12 protein-coding genes are annotated in these 17,764 nt (G+C 61.4%); 2 read left to right on the forward strand and 10 right to left on the reverse strand.

What is annotated here, in order from left to right; translation table 11 throughout:
* Positions 1-86 precede the first annotated feature (86 nt).
* A complete protein-coding gene (gene glgA / locus ACRWA7_RS07830) occupies positions 87-1,562 on the forward strand; it encodes a glycogen synthase GlgA (RefSeq protein ID WP_438392161.1) in 1,476 nt (491 codons plus the stop codon).
* Here glgA and ACRWA7_RS07835 read toward each other — a convergent pair.
* From ACRWA7_RS07835 to ACRWA7_RS07880, 10 genes are all read right to left on the reverse strand, one after another.
* A complete protein-coding gene (locus ACRWA7_RS07835; protein ID WP_060818306.1) occupies positions 1,559-2,218 on the reverse strand; it encodes a response regulator in 660 nt (219 codons plus the stop codon). The two genes, glgA and ACRWA7_RS07835, sit on opposite strands and share 4 nt — an antisense overlap.
* Positions 2,215-4,161, reverse strand: coding sequence for a type IV pili methyl-accepting chemotaxis transducer N-terminal domain-containing protein (locus ACRWA7_RS07840; RefSeq protein WP_438392162.1), 1,947 nt, complete (start codon positions 4,159-4,161; stop codon positions 2,215-2,217). Before ACRWA7_RS07840 ends, ACRWA7_RS07835 begins: the two co-directional genes overlap by 4 nt.
* A 62-nt stretch (positions 4,162-4,223) precedes the next feature.
* A complete protein-coding gene (gene mobB / locus ACRWA7_RS07845) occupies positions 4,224-4,754 on the reverse strand; it encodes a molybdopterin-guanine dinucleotide biosynthesis protein B (protein ID WP_060818308.1) in 531 nt (176 codons plus the stop codon).
* On the reverse strand, positions 4,751-5,500 hold the full coding sequence (locus ACRWA7_RS07850; RefSeq protein ID WP_438392163.1) for a peptidylprolyl isomerase: 750 nt from the start codon (positions 5,498-5,500) through the stop codon (positions 4,751-4,753). The genes mobB and ACRWA7_RS07850 overlap by 4 nt, the downstream gene beginning before the upstream one ends.
* Before the next feature lie 20 nt (positions 5,501-5,520).
* Entirely contained in the window at positions 5,521-6,198 is a 678-nt protein-coding gene (gene narI, locus ACRWA7_RS07855) for a respiratory nitrate reductase subunit gamma (protein ID WP_438392165.1), read from the reverse strand.
* 18 nt (positions 6,199-6,216) lie between these two features.
* Positions 6,217-6,894 (reverse strand): nitrate reductase molybdenum cofactor assembly chaperone, encoded by a 678-nt coding sequence (gene narJ, locus ACRWA7_RS07860; RefSeq protein WP_438392166.1) that lies wholly within the window; start codon positions 6,892-6,894, stop codon positions 6,217-6,219.
* On the reverse strand, positions 6,891-8,444 hold the full coding sequence (gene narH, locus ACRWA7_RS07865) for a nitrate reductase subunit beta (RefSeq protein ID WP_438392167.1): 1,554 nt from the start codon (positions 8,442-8,444) through the stop codon (positions 6,891-6,893). The genes narJ and narH overlap by 4 nt, the downstream gene beginning before the upstream one ends.
* Positions 8,441-12,181, reverse strand: coding sequence for a nitrate reductase subunit alpha (locus ACRWA7_RS07870; protein ID WP_438392168.1), 3,741 nt, complete (start codon positions 12,179-12,181; stop codon positions 8,441-8,443). Before ACRWA7_RS07870 ends, narH begins: the two co-directional genes overlap by 4 nt.
* A 28-nt stretch (positions 12,182-12,209) precedes the next feature.
* Positions 12,210-13,595, reverse strand: coding sequence for a NarK family nitrate/nitrite MFS transporter (locus ACRWA7_RS07875; protein ID WP_438392169.1), 1,386 nt, complete (start codon positions 13,593-13,595; stop codon positions 12,210-12,212).
* Positions 13,596-13,611: 16 nt separating this feature from the next.
* The gene (locus ACRWA7_RS07880) at positions 13,612-14,934 is read right to left on the reverse strand and encodes an MFS transporter (protein ID WP_438392170.1); all 1,323 of its coding nucleotides are present in this window, start codon (positions 14,932-14,934) and stop codon (positions 13,612-13,614) included.
* A gap of 232 nt (positions 14,935-15,166) precedes the next feature.
* Between ACRWA7_RS07880 and ACRWA7_RS07885 the strand changes: the two genes are divergently transcribed.
* Entirely contained in the window at positions 15,167-17,716 is a 2,550-nt protein-coding gene (locus tag ACRWA7_RS07885) for an adenosylcobalamin-dependent ribonucleoside-diphosphate reductase (protein WP_438392171.1), read from the forward strand.
* The last annotated feature ends 48 nt before the right edge of the window (positions 17,717-17,764 follow it).

The following is a 17,764-nucleotide window of genomic DNA, read 5'->3' on the forward strand; positions in this document are numbered from 1 at the left end:
CCATAAGACTGCGTGCTCAATGCGCGCCCGCCGCTTGCAAAAAACGCGGTGAGTCCAAACCAGCGCAACCAGCCAATGGGGAACCGATGACCGTATGCGTGCTGCACGTTGCAGCGGAAATGTATCCGCTTTTGAAAACCGGCGGCCTCGCCGATGTCGTGGGCGCGTTGCCGCCGGCCCAGATGCAGCTGGGCACGGACGCCCGTGTGATCCTGCCGGCGTTTCCGTCTGTTGTGGCCGGGCTGACGCAGATCGAGCATGTGGCGGATCTCGGACCGGCGTTCGGCCTGGGGAATGTCAGGCTCGAGCGCGGCGTGCTGGCGGCGCATTCGGTCGTGGTTTATATCATTCGGGCCGATGCCTTTTACGACCGGCCGGGCAATCCTTATCTGGACGCTTCACACACTCAATACGCGGACAGCGACCGGCGCTTTGCACTGCTCGGCTGGGCGGCGGCGCGCGTTGCGAATGGCGCCGATCCAGCATGGAAGCCGCACGTACTGCACGCGCACGACTGGCATGCGGGCCTTGCACCGGCCTATCTGCGAGCCTGGGAGCGCCAGACGGGCGTGCCGCGCATACCGTGTGTCATAACGGTTCATAACCTGGCGTATCAGGGTGTTTTCCCGGCGGCGGGATTTGGCGTGCTGCAGTTGCCGGCGGATTTTTTCTCGATCAATGGCGCTGAGTTCTACGGCCATATTTCGTTTCTGAAGGCGGGGCTTTTCTACTCCGATCGCATCACGACAGTCAGCCCGACCTACGCCCGCGAGATCCAGACGCATGCGCAGGGCGCGGGTCTCGATGGTCTCTTGCGCACGCGCACGCACGACATCAGCGGCATTCTCAATGGCGTCGACAAGACGGTGTGGAATCCCGCCACCGATACGGCCATCAATGCGCAATATTCCATCGGCAAATTCGCGGGCAAGGACAAATGCAAGGCCGCGCTGCAGGAACGCATGGGTCTTGCGCGCGAACCGGGCGGGCTGGTATTCGGCGTGGTGAGCCGTTTGACAGAGCAGAAGGGCATTGATCTGCTGCTTTCGGCCATTCCCGATATTGTCCAGCGCGGCGGACAACTGGTCGTGCTCGGCACCGGCGATCCGGCGCTCGAAAACGGCCTCAAGAATGCCGCCGCGGCGAATCCCCGGGCGGTCGCCGTGGAACTCGGTTTCGACGAAACGTTGTCTCATTCGATCATCGCGGGCAGCGACGTCGTGATGGTGCCGTCGCGCTTCGAACCTTGCGGCCTCACGCAGCTTTACGCGCTCGCGTATGGATCGTTGCCGCTCGTTCATTGCGTGGGCGGCCTGGCCGATACGGTCGTGGACGCGTCGCTCGAAAATCTCGCCGATGAACTCGCGACCGGCTTCGTGTTCGAGAAGTTCGACCGGGCGGCGATTGTTGCCGCCATTCGCCGGGCGTTCGCGTTGAAAGCGCGGCGGCTGGAATGGAAAGCGGTTGTTCATCGCGCAATGGAGCAGGACTTCGGCTGGGAAGCGTCGGCATTGCGCTATGCGAACGTGTATCAGGAGTTGACCGGCCTGCAGTCCGCCTAGTCGTTCGGCTCGCGTGCGAGCGCGTGGATTGCGATCTGTACCCGGCTCGTGAGATTGAGCTTGCGCAGCACGTTGCGTACGTGAATTTTGACGGTGCTCTCCGCCAGATCGAGTTCGCGTGCGATGTCTTTATTGCTCGCTCCTCGGGCCACGATTCGCACGATATCGCGTTCGCGCGGCGTCAGAACGGATGAACTGCGGACATCGGGCGCAGGATTTTCGTCGGCTTTCGCCGGCGTCCTCATTTGTGCGATCAACCGTTGCGTCATACTCTCGGCGATCACGGACTCGCCGTCGGCCGCACGACGGATCATTGTGGCGAGCGCATCGGCGTCCATGTTCTTGAGCAGATATCCGCACGCGCCTTCGCGCAGCGCGCACGTCAGTTCGTCCACGTCTTCCGACACGGTGAGCATGATAACGGCCGTATCGGGCAAGTCCTGCTGCAGCAACTGCAGCGTCTCGATGCCTGACAGCCCAGGCATGTTCAGATCGAGCAACACGACATCCGGCCGATGCTGCTTCGCGCGCTTGATCCCTTCAATACCATCGGCGGCGTCGCCCACAACCTCGAAATCGGGCTGGCGCTGCAGCAAGGCGTGCACGCCCGAGCGAAACAGCGTGTGGTCATCGATTAAAAGAATGCGGATGGTCATGCTGCCTGCCTTTTGCCCGCGGGCAGCAACAGATGCACGCGCGCGCCGTTGCCGGGTTCGCTTTCGAGCCGCAATTGCGCGCCAAGACGCGCCGCGCGTTCGCGCATGATGTGAAAGCCGACGTGCGCTTCGCCGCGGCTCGCGATGTCGGCGGGATCGTAACCGTCTCCGTCGTCCTGCACGGCAAGATGAAAATCCTGTGCGTTCCGGATCGTGACGCGTACGTGTGAAGCCGATGCATGCTTGCGGATATTCGATAACGCTTCTTGCAGGATAAACAGCACCTGCAACTGCTGATCGGATGGCAATGGCATTCCGCCCGCCTCTTCAAAGTCGAGCGCAAGCGGTGTGTCCGTTTGCCGTTCGAAGCGCGCGGCGGTTTCCTCTATGGCGTCGCGAAGACTTCCGCTTCCGAACTTCGTGCGGAAATTGACAAGCAGCTCTCGCACATCCTCGTAACTTTCCTCCAGACCGCCACGCAACAGCGGCACGATCTCGCGGATCTCCTTCATGTCGTCGCGCTCGGCCGCGCCGTCTAGCAGATACAACTGCATCTTCAGGAAATTAAGGCTCTGCGCAATGCTGTCATGCAAACCTTGCGCCACCAGATGTCGCTCTTGCGCGACCGCGAGCTGACGCGCCGCAGCGGCCAGCCGATGATTCTGCAGCGCATTGCCAAGATGCCGCCCGAGGGTTTCGAGCAAGCGCGTTTCCGATGGCAACATGACACGCGCCTCCCGGAAGTGCAGCGAGAAGGAGCCAAGCGCAATCTGATGCGAAACGATTCCAAAGGCGGTCACGGCCGAAAACCCGGCGTTGCCGCAATCGGCCGCGTTCGTACCGGGCGAGGCACGGCCGGCGCGCAGGTCCTTGATCACGGCAACGCCGCTCGTGGCCACTGCGCCGCACACGCAATCGCGGGCGGGCATGCAGCGTTCGTCATTCAGCATGTGCTCAGGCAGTCCCACGGAGACGACCATGTGGAGATTATCGTCGTCCTGCGCGAGAGTGCGCACCGTCCCCGCGTCGGCATTGAATTGACGCATCACGCGTTCGATAAAACCGCGGCATAACACCTCCACGTCGTGCGCGCCATGCAGGAATGCAGTCATCTCATACAGCGCCAGCAGTTCGCCGTTGCGCGCGGAAAGCTGCGCTGTCTTGTGAGCGACGCGCCCCGCCAGATCGCGGTACAGGCTTTGAAGTTCGCCCGCCATGCGGTTAAAGCCCTGTGCGAGATGGCCGAATTCATCGCGTGACTCGACCTGCAGCCGAGCGGTGAATTCGCGTTGTTCGATACGCGACAATCCGCGCTCGAGTCGCCGCACGGGCAGCACGAACCACGCATAAAGCAGATACACGATGGCGACGGTTCCAAGGCACGCAAGCGCTGCGAGCGCAAGCTGCGAACGCCTGAGCCACGCGGTCTTGCGTGCGTTCTCGTGCTCGACCAGACGCACGAGCGCATCGGCTTGCGTGACGAACGCCGGCAAACGGGCGAGGTACGACGAAGGCTCGGAAGCGTCCTGTGTGATCGCGGGTTTCAGCGCCTCGTGCCAGGTTGCCGAGACCACGTCGAATTGCGCGCGGATGGCCGGCGTTTCCGGCAGAAAAAGGGGACGCACGGGGTCGCCGTGTTTCAATCGGGCCAATGTGGAGTCGAGAAGGGCGCTTTGTGAACCCACGTTCGCGGGGCGGCCGGCGCGCGCTTCGGCAAGCTGAATGGCGACGTTGCCGGCGCGCATGCGCAGGCTGCCGGCGTCGTTGATTGCGGCGCCCGCTCCTTCGAGTTGCCACGAAAGCCAGAGCGTTCCCACGATCATCGATAAAAACAGCGCAAGCGCAACGCCGGACAGCATCACAATGCGGGTGGATAGCCGGTAGCGCAGCGGCGTAGCGGGTAAAGGGGAGTGAAGCGCGGAATGAAGCGAAAGGTCGGACATGGAACTGCGTGCGCATGCGCTCGGGAAAAGCCAAGGGAACGATTATGCGGCGCGCGAGCGTTTTAAAGCGAGAGTCCGACTGTTTTGCATATGAACTCCCCAATTCCCGCGATGTCCGCCAGAGGCAGAAGCGGGACGTTGGGTGCGTCATGAAGACGCGGGGCGTCGTCCGTGGCGATGGCGAGGATCGCGGTATCGGTTCTATACAGCGGGTCGCGCCCTTCGCCAGGCCGGACGACTTCCAGCCGAGGTAAAGTCTCGCGCGTGAAGCCTTCCACGAGCGTCAGGTCGGCCGGACCCAGACGCGCAATAAGGTCGGCGAGCGGCGGTTCGGGCGCGTCGTGCAGTTCCCGGACGATTGCATACCGATAGGGCGAAGCAATCAGCACTTCGCCCGCGCCGGCGGCGCGAAACCGGGCGCTGTCCTTGCCCGGCGGCTCCAGGTCGATTGAATGATGGCTGTGCTTCACCACGTTCACCACCTGGCCGCGAGCCTGGAACCAGGGCAGCAACGCTTCAATCAGCGTGGTCTTGCCTTGTCCCGAGCGCCCGCAAATTCCGAAGATGCGCAGCTTCGCCGCGGCTTGCGTCATATCGCTTTCCCGTCTTTCCATCCCACGATGTCCGCGCGCGCTACCGCTTCCGTCACGTAGCGCCGCTCGGCAAGATCGCGCAGTGCGTGCGACATGGCGTCGCGGATACGCAGCTCGACCTGCTCGAATGGCAACACATGGCCCGGCGATTTGTCGTGGACACGGACAATATGAAACCCGAATTCCGTTTCCACGAGCGCCGGGCAAAGCGTGCCCGCGGGCGCGGCAAATACCGCGCGCTCGAATTCTGCCACGGTATCGCCGCGGCCGATTTCCCCGAGCGCGCCGCCATCCACGCCCGACGGACAATTCGACAGCGTCCGTGCGGCATCGGTGAAGCGCTGTTCGATGTCATCGCCCGCGAGCAACAGGTCATCAAGTGTTTGCTGAGCGCGCGTTTTCAACGCCGCCAGATCCACGCGCTCGGTGACCTGGAACAGGATATGGCTCACCCGCGCCCGCTCGTTCACACGCCAGCGTTCCTGATCGGCAAGATAGTGGCGCTCGCATTCTTCTTGCGTGGGCCCGACCGACCCGGCGAGTTGATGATCGAGCAGCGCTTCGATCAACTGCTCGTCGTTCGATGCGGATGCCAGGTTCAGATGCGCGGCTTCGTCGAGCAGCACACGGCGCAACACGGCAGCGGTGAGCGCCGCCTGCTGCGCGTCGGGCATGTCTGCATGGGCGGCCAGCTCACGCTCGATGTCCTTGTCGGTCAGCTCCGTGCCGTTGACGATCACAGCCATGATGTTCTCCTTTCAATGGATCAGCGCGGACGCACGAGCTGCCATGCGCGGCCCAGGTAGGTGACCGACGCGAAGCCGCTCCACACGTGCACGAGCCGCGTGAACGGAAAGATCACGAAGAGCGTCATGCCCATGAAGAGATGCAGGCGGAACAACAGCGGGGCGTTTGCAACGAAGCTCGCGGCGTCGCCACGGAACGTGACTATGTGCTGCGCCCATGTCATGAGCTGGACCATCATGTGACCGTCCATATGAGCCGACGATTCGCCGATGGTCGCGAGGCCAAGCAGCAACGTGCAGAGAATCCAGAGCAGCAGAACCTTGTCGCCGGTGCGCGTTACAGCCGAAATACGCGCGCTGGAGATGCGCCGGTGAATCAGGATGAGCAGGCCCGACAGACACAGCCAGCCCATGATGCCGCCCGCGATCATGGCGACCGCCTGCTTCGTGCCGTGGTCGACGCCGAGGTAATCCCATACGGCGACCGGCGTGAGCAATCCGCCGAGATGCCCGAAGAACAACCCGAGAATGCCGATGTGAAACAGGATGTTCCCGAGCCGCAGGTTGCCGCGATGAAGCAGTTGCGAACTGTCGGTCTTCCACGTGTACTGCTCTCGTTCGAAACGCGCGAGGCTGCCGAACAGAAAAATGGCCGCCGCGATGTACGGATAAATGCCAAACAGAAATTGATTGAGCATGAGCGTGGTCCCTGTAACTCAGTTGGCCGTGGCCGGCGGCCGCGGATGAAATTGCATCGGCTTGGCCATGGGCGCGGACGTGGATGGAGCAAGCAGCGGTTCGACTCCGTCAGCGCCCGGGCCAAAGCGTTCGAGCGCCTCGTCCATGTCGCGGATAGGCGGAACCTCGGCCGGTTGCGGCACGACATCGGTCATTGAACGCAGGACGGTGAATACGCCTGCGTATGGGCTTACATCGCGCGCGAGGCGATCGCCAAGCGCGGCAAGGACGTGGATGGCTTCGTCGAGGAGCGTCCGCGCTTCGGAAGGCTCGATGTTGCCGAGCACTTCAAGAAACAGCGGTACGTGATCAGGCAACTCGTTGGTCGCCATCTCAAGGCCATGCCGCTTATATTCCTCGAGCAGGTCGACCATCGCTTGCCCGCGATCACGGCTTTCGCCGTGAACATGCTCGAACAGATGCAGCGAATGTGCAGGATTGCGATCGAACGTGGCGACATAGTTTTCCTGCAACTCGATCAACGTGCTTTCGCTGAGCAAGGCGAGCAGCGGTTGCAGCGCCGCGCGTGCGGTCTCCGGGAAAGCCCCGAGTTCCTGGCGGATCTCGTTCAATGCATCGAGCAATTCCTGCTCGGGATAATCGAGCAAGCTTGCCAGCAATGTGTAGATGGAAAGCGGTCTGCGCGCAGCGGTCATGACGCCACCTCTGTTTTCTTGCGCGACTTTGGCATGTCGGCAAATACCACGCTGCCTTGCGGTTTCTTCCCGAACAACGATCCCTCCGATATCCCGCCCGAGCAGCCATTGCCGAACGTAAAGCCGCAACTGCCCTTGTCGTTGAAGCTGTCTTCCACGATTTCCTTGTGCGATGACGGCACGACGAACCGGTCTTCATAGTTCGCGATCGCCATGGTCTGGTACATGTCTTCCACTTGGGCAGTCGTGATGTCCAGGCCCTTGAGCAATTCCGGCTCGGCGCGGCCATGCACGACTTCCGCGCGTTTGAACGCGCGCATGGCGAGCATGCGTTCGAGGGCGGACGTGACGGGCGCTTCGTCGCCAGCGGTCAGCAGGTTCGCCAGGTACTTCACGGGAATGCGCAGGCTCTTCACGTCCGGAATGATGCCGTCCATGCCGATATGACCGGCGTCGGCCGCCGATTGAATCGGCGAAAGCGGCGGGATATACCAGACCATCGGCAACGTGCGGTACTCGGGATGCAGCGGGAATGCGACCTTCCATTGCACGGCCATCTTGTAGACCGGCGACTTGCGCGCGGAATCCAGCCAGCTTTGCGGAATTCCTTGCGCGAGCGCTTCGGCCTGCACGGCGGGATCATGTGGATCGAGGAATACGTCGAGTTGCGACTGGTACAGATCCTTCTCGCGTTCAACCGATGCCGCCTCGCCAATCTTGTCGGCGTCATAAAGCAGCACGCCGAGATAGCGAATCCGCCCGACGCAGGTCTCGGAGCAAACGGTCGGCTGACCCGCTTCAAGCCGCGGATAACAGAAGATGCACTTCTCGGCCTTGCCGCTTTTCCAGTTGAAGTAGATCTTCTTGTACGGGCAGCCGGATATGCACATGCGCCACCCGCGGCACTTGTCCTGGTCCACGAGGACAATGCCGTCGTCTTCGCGCTTGTACACGGAACCGGACGGGCACGACGCCACGCATGCCGGATTCAGGCAGTGCTCGCACAGGCGCGGCAAGTACATCATGAACGTGTTCTCGAACGTGGAGTACATCTCCTTTTGCACGTCCTCGAACAACGCGTCACGTCCGCGCGATGAAAACTCGCCGCCAAGATCGTCTTCCCAGTTCGGACCCCATTCGATCTTCTCCATCTTCCTGCCGGTGATGACGGAAACGGGGCGCGCGGTCGGCGGGGTCTCGCTCAAACGCGCCTTCTGCAAATGCTCGTAATCGAACGTGAATGGCTCGTAGTAGTCGTCGATAGCCGGCAAGTTTGGATTTGCAAACAGGTTCGCGAGCACCTTGAGCTTGCCGCCCTGGCGCGGACGCAGCCGGCCGGCCGCGTCGCGTATCCATCCACCTTGCCACTTCTTCTGGTTCTCCCATTCCTTCGGATAGCCGATACCCGGCTTCGTTTCCACGTTGTTGAACCACGCGTACTCCACGCCATCGCGCGACGTCCACACGTTCTTGCAGGTGACGGAGCAGGTATGGCAGCCAATACACTTGTCCAAGTTCAACACCATTGCGACTTGCGCACGAATTTTCATGATGCTGCTCCTTCACTTTCCTTGAGCGGGCCTTCGAGCCACGCCACTTTTTTCATCTTGCGCACGATCACATATTCGTCGCGATTCGATCCCACCGTGCCGTAGTAGTTGAAACCGTAGGCTTGTTGCGCGTATCCGCCAATCATGTGCGTGGGCTTGAGCACCGTGCGCGTGACCGAGTTATGGATACCGCCGCGCATGCCGCTCGTCTCGGCGCCGGGCACATTGACGATTTTTTCCTGCGCGTGATACATCAGGCACATGCCGCGCGGCACGCGCTGGCTCACCACGACCCGCGCCGTCAGCGTGCCGTTCACGTTGAACACTTCGACCCAGTCGTTATCCACCAGACCCGATTCCCGGGCTTCGGCTTCGGAGACCCACACATGAGGTCCGCCGCGCGAGAGCGTCAACATGCGCAGGTTGTCCGAGTAAGTCGAATGGATGCCCCATTTCTGGTGCGGCGTGATCCAGTTGAGCACGAGTTCGTGTTCGCCATTTGGCTTCGCGCCGAGCATCTGGGTGATTGTCTTCGTGTCGATAGCCGGGCGATACACGCACGACCCTTCGCCAAAATCCAGCATCCATCTGTGGTCCTGATAAAACTGCTGGCGACCCGTCAGCGTGCGCCATGGGATCAGTTCATGCACGTTCGTATAACCGGCGTTGTAGCTCACTTCCTCGGATTCGAGTCCGGACCAGGTTGGCGCGGAAATGATCTTGCGCGGCTGGGCCTGGACATCGCGGAAACGGATCTTGTCGTGCTCGCGGCCGAGCGCCAGATGCGCGTGTTCGCGTCCCGTGATCTTCGACAGCGCTTGCCATGCCTTCACCGCCACGTGCCCGTTCGTTTCCGGCGCGAAGGTGAGAATCATCTCGGCGGCGTCGATAGCCGTGTTCAACCGTGGCCGCCCCTGGCTCACGCCTGGTTCGGTGACGGTATGGGTAATGTTCGCGAGTTCGCCGACTTCGTGCGCGCTGTTCCAGTTGATGCCCTTGCCGCCATTGCCCTGTGTGTCGAGCAACGGACCGACCGACGTAAACTTGCGATACACGTCCTTGTAGTTACGCTCGACGACCGTCATGGACGGCGCGGTCTTGCCTGGAATCAGGTCGCATTCGCCGGCACGCCAGTCCTTCGGCTCGAATGGCTGGCCAAGTTCGCCCGGCGTGTCGTGCATGAGCGGCGTGCAGACCAGATCGGTCCGCGTGCCCAGATGCGCGCCGCCGATCTCGGCAAATTTCTCGGCAATGCCCTTGTAGATTTCCCAGTCGCTCTTGCTTTCCCACAACGGTTGAACCGCTTCAGACAACGGATGAATAAACGGATGCATGTCCGATGTATTCAGGTCGTCCTTCTCGTACCAAGTAGCCGTAGGCAGCACGATGTCGCCGTAAAGGCAGGTCGTGCTCATGCGGAAATCGAGCACCGTCAGCAAGTCGAGCTTGCCTTCAGCGGCGGGGCGCACGTTCACCTGACCCGGCATGATGGCGTCGTTTTCGTCGGAGAAGAGGGCGTTCTGTGTGCCGAGCAGATACTTCAGGAAGTACTCATGGCCCTTGCCTGAACTGCCCAGAATGTTCGAACGCCAGACGAACATGTTGCGCGGGAAGTTGACCGGGTTATCGGGGTCATCGCAGGCGAACTGCAGTGCGCCCGACTTCAAGCGGTCGACCACATAGTCCACGGGTTTCATGCCGGCGCGCGCGGCTTCGTCGGTGAGATCGAGCGGATTTGCTCCGAGTTGAGGCGCGCTCGGCAGCCAGCCCATGCGCTCGGACTTCGCGTTCAGATCGAGCATCGAGAGGTTCGAATACTTTCCCTTGTTCGCGGTTGGCGAGAGGATTTCGCCCAGGCCCACTTTCTCGTGACGCCACTGGCTCGTGTGGTTGTAGAAGAACGACGTGCCGTTCATCTGGCGCGGCGGCTTCGACCAGTCGAGCGCGAACGCAAGCGGCGCCCAGCCGAATTGCGGACGCAGTTTTTCCTGGCCCACGTAGTGCGCCCAGCCGCCGCCGCTCTTGCCCACGCAGCCGCACATCATCAGGAGGTTGATGATGCCGCGATAGATCATGTCGTTGTGATACCAGTGATTGAGCGCCGCGCCCACGATCACCATGCTTTTGCCCTCGGTCTGATGGGCATTCGTCGCGAATTCGCGCGCGACCTGGATTACCAAATTGCGCGGGACCGTGGTGTGCTTTTCCTGCCATGCGGGCGTGTAGGGAACATCGTCGTCATAGCTCGTTGCGACATTTGCGCCGCCCAGGCCCTGGTCCACGCCGTAGTTCGCCATCTGCAGGTCGAACACGGTTGCTACCAGCGCGCTGGTTCCATCGGCGAGGGTGACGCGCTTTGCCGGCACGCGGCGTTCCAGCAGTGCGTCGTGCTCGCTGCCGAAATAAGGGAAACCGACAGTGGCGACTTCATCGTGCGTATCGATCATGGAAAGGCGTGGATCGATCGCGCGGCCGCTTCCGCCGTCCTTCAGCTCGAGGTTCCAGCGGCCGACTTTCTCGCCGTCATTGTGCGCAGCTTCGTTCCAGCGGAAGCCGACAGTGCCGTTGGGCGCGACGATCTGGCCGCTGGCGGCGTCGAGCACGAGCGTCTTCCATTGCGCGTTGTTGGCTTCGTCGAGATTGCTGGCGAGGTGCGATGCGCGCAGGAAGTGATCGGGAACGAGGGTCTCGCCGTTGTCGCGCAGGAGCACGAGCATGGGCATGTCGGTGTATTGCTTGACGTAGTCACGGAAATACGCGGACTTGTTCGACGCATTGGCCGCGTGAAATTCCTTCAGCACGACATGGCCCATTGCCATGGCGAGAGCCGCGTCGGTGCCTTGCTTCGGCGCGAGCCAGATGTCCCCGAACTTGACCATTTCGCCGAAGTCCGACGATACAGCCACGGTCTTCGTGCCCTTGTAGCGGACTTCGGAATAGAAATGCGCGTCGGGCGTGCGGGTCTGGGGAATGTTCGATCCCCATACCATGAGATACGTCGAGTTGTACCAGTCGGCGGATTCCGGCACATCGGTCTGTTCGCCCCAGACTTGCGGGGAAGCCGGCGGCAGATCGCAATACCAGTCGTAAAACGAAAGGCACACGCCCCCGATCAGGCTGAGATAACGCGAGCCCGCCGCATAGGAGACCATCGACATGGCGGGGATCGGCGAGAAACCGATTACGCGGTCCGGTCCGAACTTGCCGACGGTGAACGCGTTCGCCGCCGCGATCATTTCATTGGCGGTGTTCCAGTCGGCGCGCACGAAGCCGCCAAGTCCGCGCACGCTCTTGTAGCGTTTTGACTTTGCGGGATCCTGACTAATCGACGCCCATGCCGAGACCGGGTCCATGCTTGCCCGCGCTTCGCGCCACATTTCCATCAGGCGGCCGCGGATCATCGGGTATTTCACGCGCTGCGCGGAATACACATACCAGCTATACGACGCACCACGCGGACAGCCGCGCGGTTCGTGATTGGGCAGGTCGGCGCGCGTGCGCGGATAGTCGGTCTGCTGCGTCTCCCAGACAATCAGGCCGTTCTTGACATACACCTTCCACGAGCATGAGCCTGTGCAGTTCACGCCATGCGTGGAGCGCACGATCTTGTCATGCTGCCAACGGTTTCTATAACCGTCTTCCCACTTGCGGTCTTCGTTGACAACCGCGCCATGGCCGTTTGAGAACGTCGATTGCGTGCGCTTGACGAACTTCAGGCGATCCAGAAAATGACTCATTGTTTTGTCCTGTGTCGAATTGAGCGTGTCAGCACGGCATGCCGGCGTTGCGGCGTGCGTAGAAGAACCATGTGATGGCGACGCAGGTCACATAGAACGCGATGAACACATACAGCGCGGGAACGGCCGAGCCGGTCATGTCGAGCGCGGTGCCGAAGGTCTTGGGAATGAAGAAGCCGCCATACGCGCCGATTGCCGCGGAAAAGCCCAGCACGGCCGCCGATTCCTTCGCGGCGTTGTGAAGCGCCAGGCGCTGCGCCGTGGCATCGAGCCCCTTGGCGAGCCGCTGGTGCTGGGTCATGAAGATCACCGGGATCATGCGGAAGGTCGAGCCGTTGCCAATGCCCGTGAGCATGAACAGCACGATGAACATGGCGAGGAAGCCGCCGAAGTTGCCCGCCGACCCTGCGCCCGGCATGAACGAAATGACGCCAAACACGGCTGCGATCATTGCGATGAAGGTCCACAGCGTCACGCGAGCGCCGCCCAGATGGTCGGAGATCCAGCCGCCCACGGGCCGCGCCAACGCGCCCGCGAGTGGTCCGAGGAACGCATAGGCGGTCGGGTTGATCGATGGAAACTGCGCTTTAGTCAGCAGCGCGAAGCCCGCCGAAAAACCGATAAACGAGCCGAACGTGCCGATATACAACCAGCACATGAGCCAGTTGTGCATGCGCTTGAAGATAACGGCCTGATCGGAGAACGAAGCCTTGGCGTCGGCAATATCGTTCATGCCGAACCAGGCCGCGATCGACGATGCAACGATGAACGGCACCCAGATGAAGCCCGCGTTCTGCAGCCAGATGCCGTGCTCGACGCCGTCCTTGACGGACGTCTGCCCGCTACCTGAAAGCGACACGAATGCTGCCGTGGCAATCACGAGCGGCGTGACGAACTGGACCACGGACACACCAAGATTGCCGATGCCCGCGTTCAATCCAGTAGCCAGTCCTTTCTGCGCCTTGGGAAAGAAGAAGCTGATGTTCGCCATCGATGAACTGAAGTTCGCGCCGCCGAATCCGCACAGCAGAGCAAGCACGAGCATGGTGGAGTAGCCGGTCGCCGGGTCGCGCAACGCGAAGCCCATGCCGAGCGCAGGAATCAGCAGCGTGGCGGTGGAGAACGCCGTGAAGCGCCGGCCGCCGAAAATGGGCACGAGAAACGAATAAAAGATTCTCAGCGTGGCGCCTGAGAGCGCGGGCAATGCAGTCAGCCAGAACAACTCGTTCTTGGTGAAATGGAAGCCGGCTTTGTCGAGATTGACGACAACGACACTCCACAAGGACCACACCGAGAACGCGAGCATCAACGCCGGAATCGAGATCCACAGGTTGCGATTGGCGATGGATGAACCGCGTGTTTTCCAGAAAGCCGGATCTTCCGGCTCCCAATTTTTCAGGACATAGTTGGACATGTTTTTGCCGGTGGCGTTAGACGGAGGCGCGGGGCAGGACGGCTGGCCCATGCGCGCGGAAAGAGAAGTGCATCCAGATCAGACTCACGGCCGTTGCGCCGAAAAGCAGCATGAAACACGAACTGCTGACGCCGGTCAGGTCGGCGAGCAAGCCAAAGAGAATGGGCAGCGCGAAGCCGGCAATGCCGCCGGCAAGACCGACCACGCCGGACACCGCGCCGATGTTGCCGGTGTATTCGTCGGAGACAAACTTGAAGACCGACGCCTTGCCAATCGCCATTGCAATGCCGACCGTGAACATCAACACCGTAAAGACCGTGGGCGACACGGCAATATTGAAAGCGAGCGGACCGAAGCTTGATTGCACGGTCAAGGCGGTGTCGGGATAGCTCAGGAAAAAGAAGCACGCGAGCACGGTCCACATCACGGCCCACGTGGTTTTCTGCGCGCCGAAGCGGTCGGACAGCCATCCGCCGATGGCGCGCAGCACGCCGCCTGGAAGCGAGAAACACGCGGCCAGCAACGCGGCCTGCTCAATGTGAAAGCCGTAGTGATTGACGTAGTAGTGCGGCAGCCACAGGGCAAGGCCAACGTAACCGCCGAACACGACCGAGTAATACTGCGAGTAGCGCCACGCGCGACGATCCTTCATCACGCTCAACTGGCTCGCGAAAGTAGGCGGATTCTCTACGCGATGCGCGGGATTGGTCGCCGACGTGATCCAGAACAGCGCGGCTGTAACGAGCATGGCGATGGAATACACCTTTGGCACGATCGTCCATGTTCCTGCGGTCACGATCATCACCGGCGCGACGAACTTGGTCAGTGCCGTCCCGCTGTTGCCGGCCCCGAAGATGCCCATCGCAAACCCCTGCTGTTCCTTTGGAAACCATCGCACCACGTAGGGCGTGCCAACCGAAAAGCACGCACCGGAGAGGCCCACGAGCAGCCCCAGCACGATGAATTGCCAGAACTGCGTGGCATACGCCAGCAACCACAGCGGAATGACGGTCGCGAGCATCGTCAGGAGAAAGACGATGCGCCCGCCGAAGCGATCCGTGTAGATGCCAAGGGGCACGCGCGCGAGCGAGCCCGATAAAACCGGCGTGGCGGCGATCAGGCCGAATTCGGTATCGGTGAGGCCGAGTTGTGTCTTCAGCGGAATGCCGAGAATCGCGAACATCATCCAGATTGCAAAGCAGATGGTGAACGCGAAGGTGCTGGACCACAGCACGCGCCAGGCGCGCGGATCGGCCGTGGACGCGGTGGTCGTAGCGGGCGGCTTGGGGGCGCGGGGCTTGTTCGGCGTTTTGCCGGGTTTCCTGCTTGAGGCAGTCATGGTGCGTGCCTGTCGATTAAGTTTGCGTTGTAGTGGGAATCGACTGCAAGATTAGGAACTGCGCGGCGTGCCGGCCATTCGCCGATGGGAGGACGCGACTCCATGTCGCTCCTCCGGCGGAAGTACTCCGAAAGGAGTAAAACTGCAACGTGTGCCCGCTGACCCACGGGCGCGCCGCCATCCGATACAACGCGGCGATGCAACGCAGCATCGCTGGACATGAGGAAAGAACATGGCTGAAGACGATCTGAAACTTACCTTTTTGCCGCAGCAGTTTTCCACAGATGTGATGCTGGAAAAGTATGCGAAGGGCGACGAAACGCGCATTGAAGATATTTATAGAAGGGTCGCGCGAGGCGTGGCGCTCGCGGAACCGGAGGCGCTTCGAAAGCAGGTGGAGACAGAGTTCTTCGAGAATTTCCAGCGCGGTGCGTTGGGCGCGGGGCGCATCATGAGCGCGGCCGGCACGGGTATCGAGGCGACGCTCATCAACTGTTTCGTGCAGCCTGTGGGCGACGCGATCCAGGGCACGGACGAGAACGGCTTGCCGGGCATTTATGTCGCATTGTTGCAGGCGGCTGAAACCATGCGGCGCGGCGGCGGCGTGGGCTACAACTTTTCCGCTATCCGGCCAAAGGGTGCACGGGTGCATTCAACGGGTTCGTCGGCGTCGGGTCCGTGCAGCTACATGGATGTCTTCGATGCTTCGTGCAGGACCGTGGAAAGCGCGGGCTCGCGGCGCGGCGCGCAGATGGGCATTCTCGATTGCACGCATCCTGACTTGCTCGAGTTCATCGCGGCGAAGCACGTTAAAGGGCGCTGGAACAACTTCAACGTATCGGTCGCGGTGACCGACGAGTTCATGCAGGCCGTATCCGACGACGCGCAGTGGCAGCTCGTGCATCGGGCGGAACCTTCGCCTTCGTTCAAGGCGTCGGTGGACGCGCATCAGCGTGACGATGGTTTGTGGGTGTATCGCGAGGTCCGTGCACGTGAAGTGTGGGACACGATCATGCGTTCGACCTACGACGTGGCCGAGCCGGGTGTGGTCTTCATGTCGCGCATGAACGACGACAACAACCTGCGCGCCGTGGAATCGATCCGTGCAACGAATCCGTGTGGCGAGCAGCCTTTGCCCGCGTATGGCTGCTGCAATCTCGGGCCGTTGAACCTGACGTGCTTCGTGCGCGATCCGTTCGCGCAGCGGCACGGCGGCACGCCCGTGTTCGATTGGGACGCGCTTGGCAAGAGCACCCGCACGCAGGTTCGTTTTCTCGACGACGTGCTCGACGTCACACTTTGGCCATTGCCCGAGCAGGACAAGGAAGCGCGCGAGAAGCGGCGCATTGGCGTTGGCTTTACGGGTCTGGGCGACACGCTCGTGATGCTTGGCGTGCGCTACAACTCGCAGGAGGGACGCGGCTTTGCCACGCGCGTGGCGCGCACCATGCGCGACGAAGCGTATCGCGCGTCGGTGCAACTTGCCCGCGAGCGCGGCGCGTTTGCGCTCTTCGATGCAGAAAAGTACCTTGAAACAGGCACTTTTGCGTCACGTTTGCCTGATGACCTCAAGGCCGAGATCCGGCGCGACGGCATTCGCAATAGCCATCTTCTGTCCATTGCGCCAACCGGAACCGTGAGTCTCGCGTTTGCCGATAATGCGTCGAACGGAATCGAGCCTGCGTTCTCATGGACATATAACCGCACGAAGCGCATGGCGGACGGCAGCAGGCAAACCTTCGCGGTCGAAGATCATGCGTACCGGCTGTATCGGGAGCTTGGGGGCGATGTGAAGTCACTGCCGGATTATTTCGTCAGCGCGCTAGAAATGTCGGCGCACGATCATCTGGAGATGATGGCTGCCGTTCAGCCGTATGTGGACACATCGATTTCGAAGACGGTGAACGTACCCGCCGATTATCCGTTCGAAGCCTTCAAGGATCTTTATTTCGATGCATGGCGCCGCGGCCTCAAAGGGCTCGCTACCTACAGGCCAAACGACACGCTGGGCGCGGTGCTGTCTGTCGCGCCCGAGGCGCCCGTGGCCGTGGCTTCCGATCCATCGGATGCCGCGGACTCCGAAGTGCAGCTTGATCCGCTGCGCATTGCGATCGATCATCGGCCGCGCGGCGAGTTGCCGGCGATCATCGAGAAGGTGGAATACCTCACGCAAGCGGGCAAGAAGTCGCTGTACGTGGCGGTGTCGTTCATGGAAATTACCGGACGGCTTGGCGGCGAAGATGTCACTATCGAGCGGCCTATCGAGTTCTTCATTCCAACCGGTCAGCGCGATGAATCGCAGCAATGGATCACCGCAACCATGCGCTCCTTGTCGCTTGCCGCGCGCGGCGGGTTTGTAGCACGCAACCTGCAGGACATGCGCAAGGTGTCATGGGATCGCGGCCAGGTGCGCCTGGGCGACGTTGAACGTCTTGACGGACACAAGGCTCCACGCTGGCACGATTCCGAAGTCGCCGCGCTGGCTTACGCGATCCAGCAGATTCTGCATCGACGTGGTTTCCTCGATGTCGAAGGTGGACAGGTGCCGTCTCGGCTGCTTGCTCAACGTCGCAAGGACGCCGAACAAACGAAGGCGCAAGCCGATGAATCCATCGATGACGACATTACCGCCGTCGTGGAAGAAAATGCCGATGCAGCCAATCCTCATGCATTGCTGCCCATCCCCGGCCGCAAATGTCCTACGTGCGGCGCGAATGCAATGATTCGCAAGGACGGCTGCGACTTCTGTACCGCATGCGGTGAAGTCGGAGCTTGCGGCTGACACCCGCGCACGACTCGCATTCAAGCAGCGACAAACCGCGACAGACCG

Origin of the sequence: Caballeronia sp. DA-9, assembly GCF_051615025.1 — a bacterium.
GTDB lineage: Bacteria > Pseudomonadota > Gammaproteobacteria > Burkholderiales > Burkholderiaceae > Caballeronia > Caballeronia sordidicola.

What these genes read in the sequence shown, in the direction of transcription:
- glgA (WP_438392161.1), top strand. Translation starts at nt 87, where the DNA reads ATGACCGTATGCGTGCTGCACGTTGCAGCGGAAATGTATCCGCTTTTG.
- ACRWA7_RS07835 (WP_060818306.1), bottom strand. Translation starts at nt 2,218, where the DNA reads ATGACCATCCGCATTCTTTTAATCGATGACCACACGCTGTTTCGCTCG.
- ACRWA7_RS07840 (WP_438392162.1), bottom strand. Translation starts at nt 4,161, where the DNA reads ATGTCCGACCTTTCGCTTCATTCCGCGCTTCACTCCCCTTTACCCGCT.
- mobB (WP_060818308.1), bottom strand. Translation starts at nt 4,754, where the DNA reads ATGACGCAAGCCGCGGCGAAGCTGCGCATCTTCGGAATTTGCGGGCGC.
- ACRWA7_RS07850 (WP_438392163.1), bottom strand. Translation starts at nt 5,500, where the DNA reads ATGGCTGTGATCGTCAACGGCACGGAGCTGACCGACAAGGACATCGAG.
- narI (WP_438392165.1), bottom strand. Translation starts at nt 6,198, where the DNA reads ATGCTCAATCAATTTCTGTTTGGCATTTATCCGTACATCGCGGCGGCC.
- narJ (WP_438392166.1), bottom strand. Translation starts at nt 6,894, where the DNA reads ATGACCGCTGCGCGCAGACCGCTTTCCATCTACACATTGCTGGCAAGC.
- narH (WP_438392167.1), bottom strand. Translation starts at nt 8,444, where the DNA reads ATGAAAATTCGTGCGCAAGTCGCAATGGTGTTGAACTTGGACAAGTGT.
- ACRWA7_RS07870 (WP_438392168.1), bottom strand. Translation starts at nt 12,181, where the DNA reads ATGAGTCATTTTCTGGATCGCCTGAAGTTCGTCAAGCGCACGCAATCG.
- ACRWA7_RS07875 (WP_438392169.1), bottom strand. Translation starts at nt 13,595, where the DNA reads ATGTCCAACTATGTCCTGAAAAATTGGGAGCCGGAAGATCCGGCTTTC.
- ACRWA7_RS07880 (WP_438392170.1), bottom strand. Translation starts at nt 14,934, where the DNA reads ATGACTGCCTCAAGCAGGAAACCCGGCAAAACGCCGAACAAGCCCCGC.
- ACRWA7_RS07885 (WP_438392171.1), top strand. Translation starts at nt 15,167, where the DNA reads ATGGCTGAAGACGATCTGAAACTTACCTTTTTGCCGCAGCAGTTTTCC.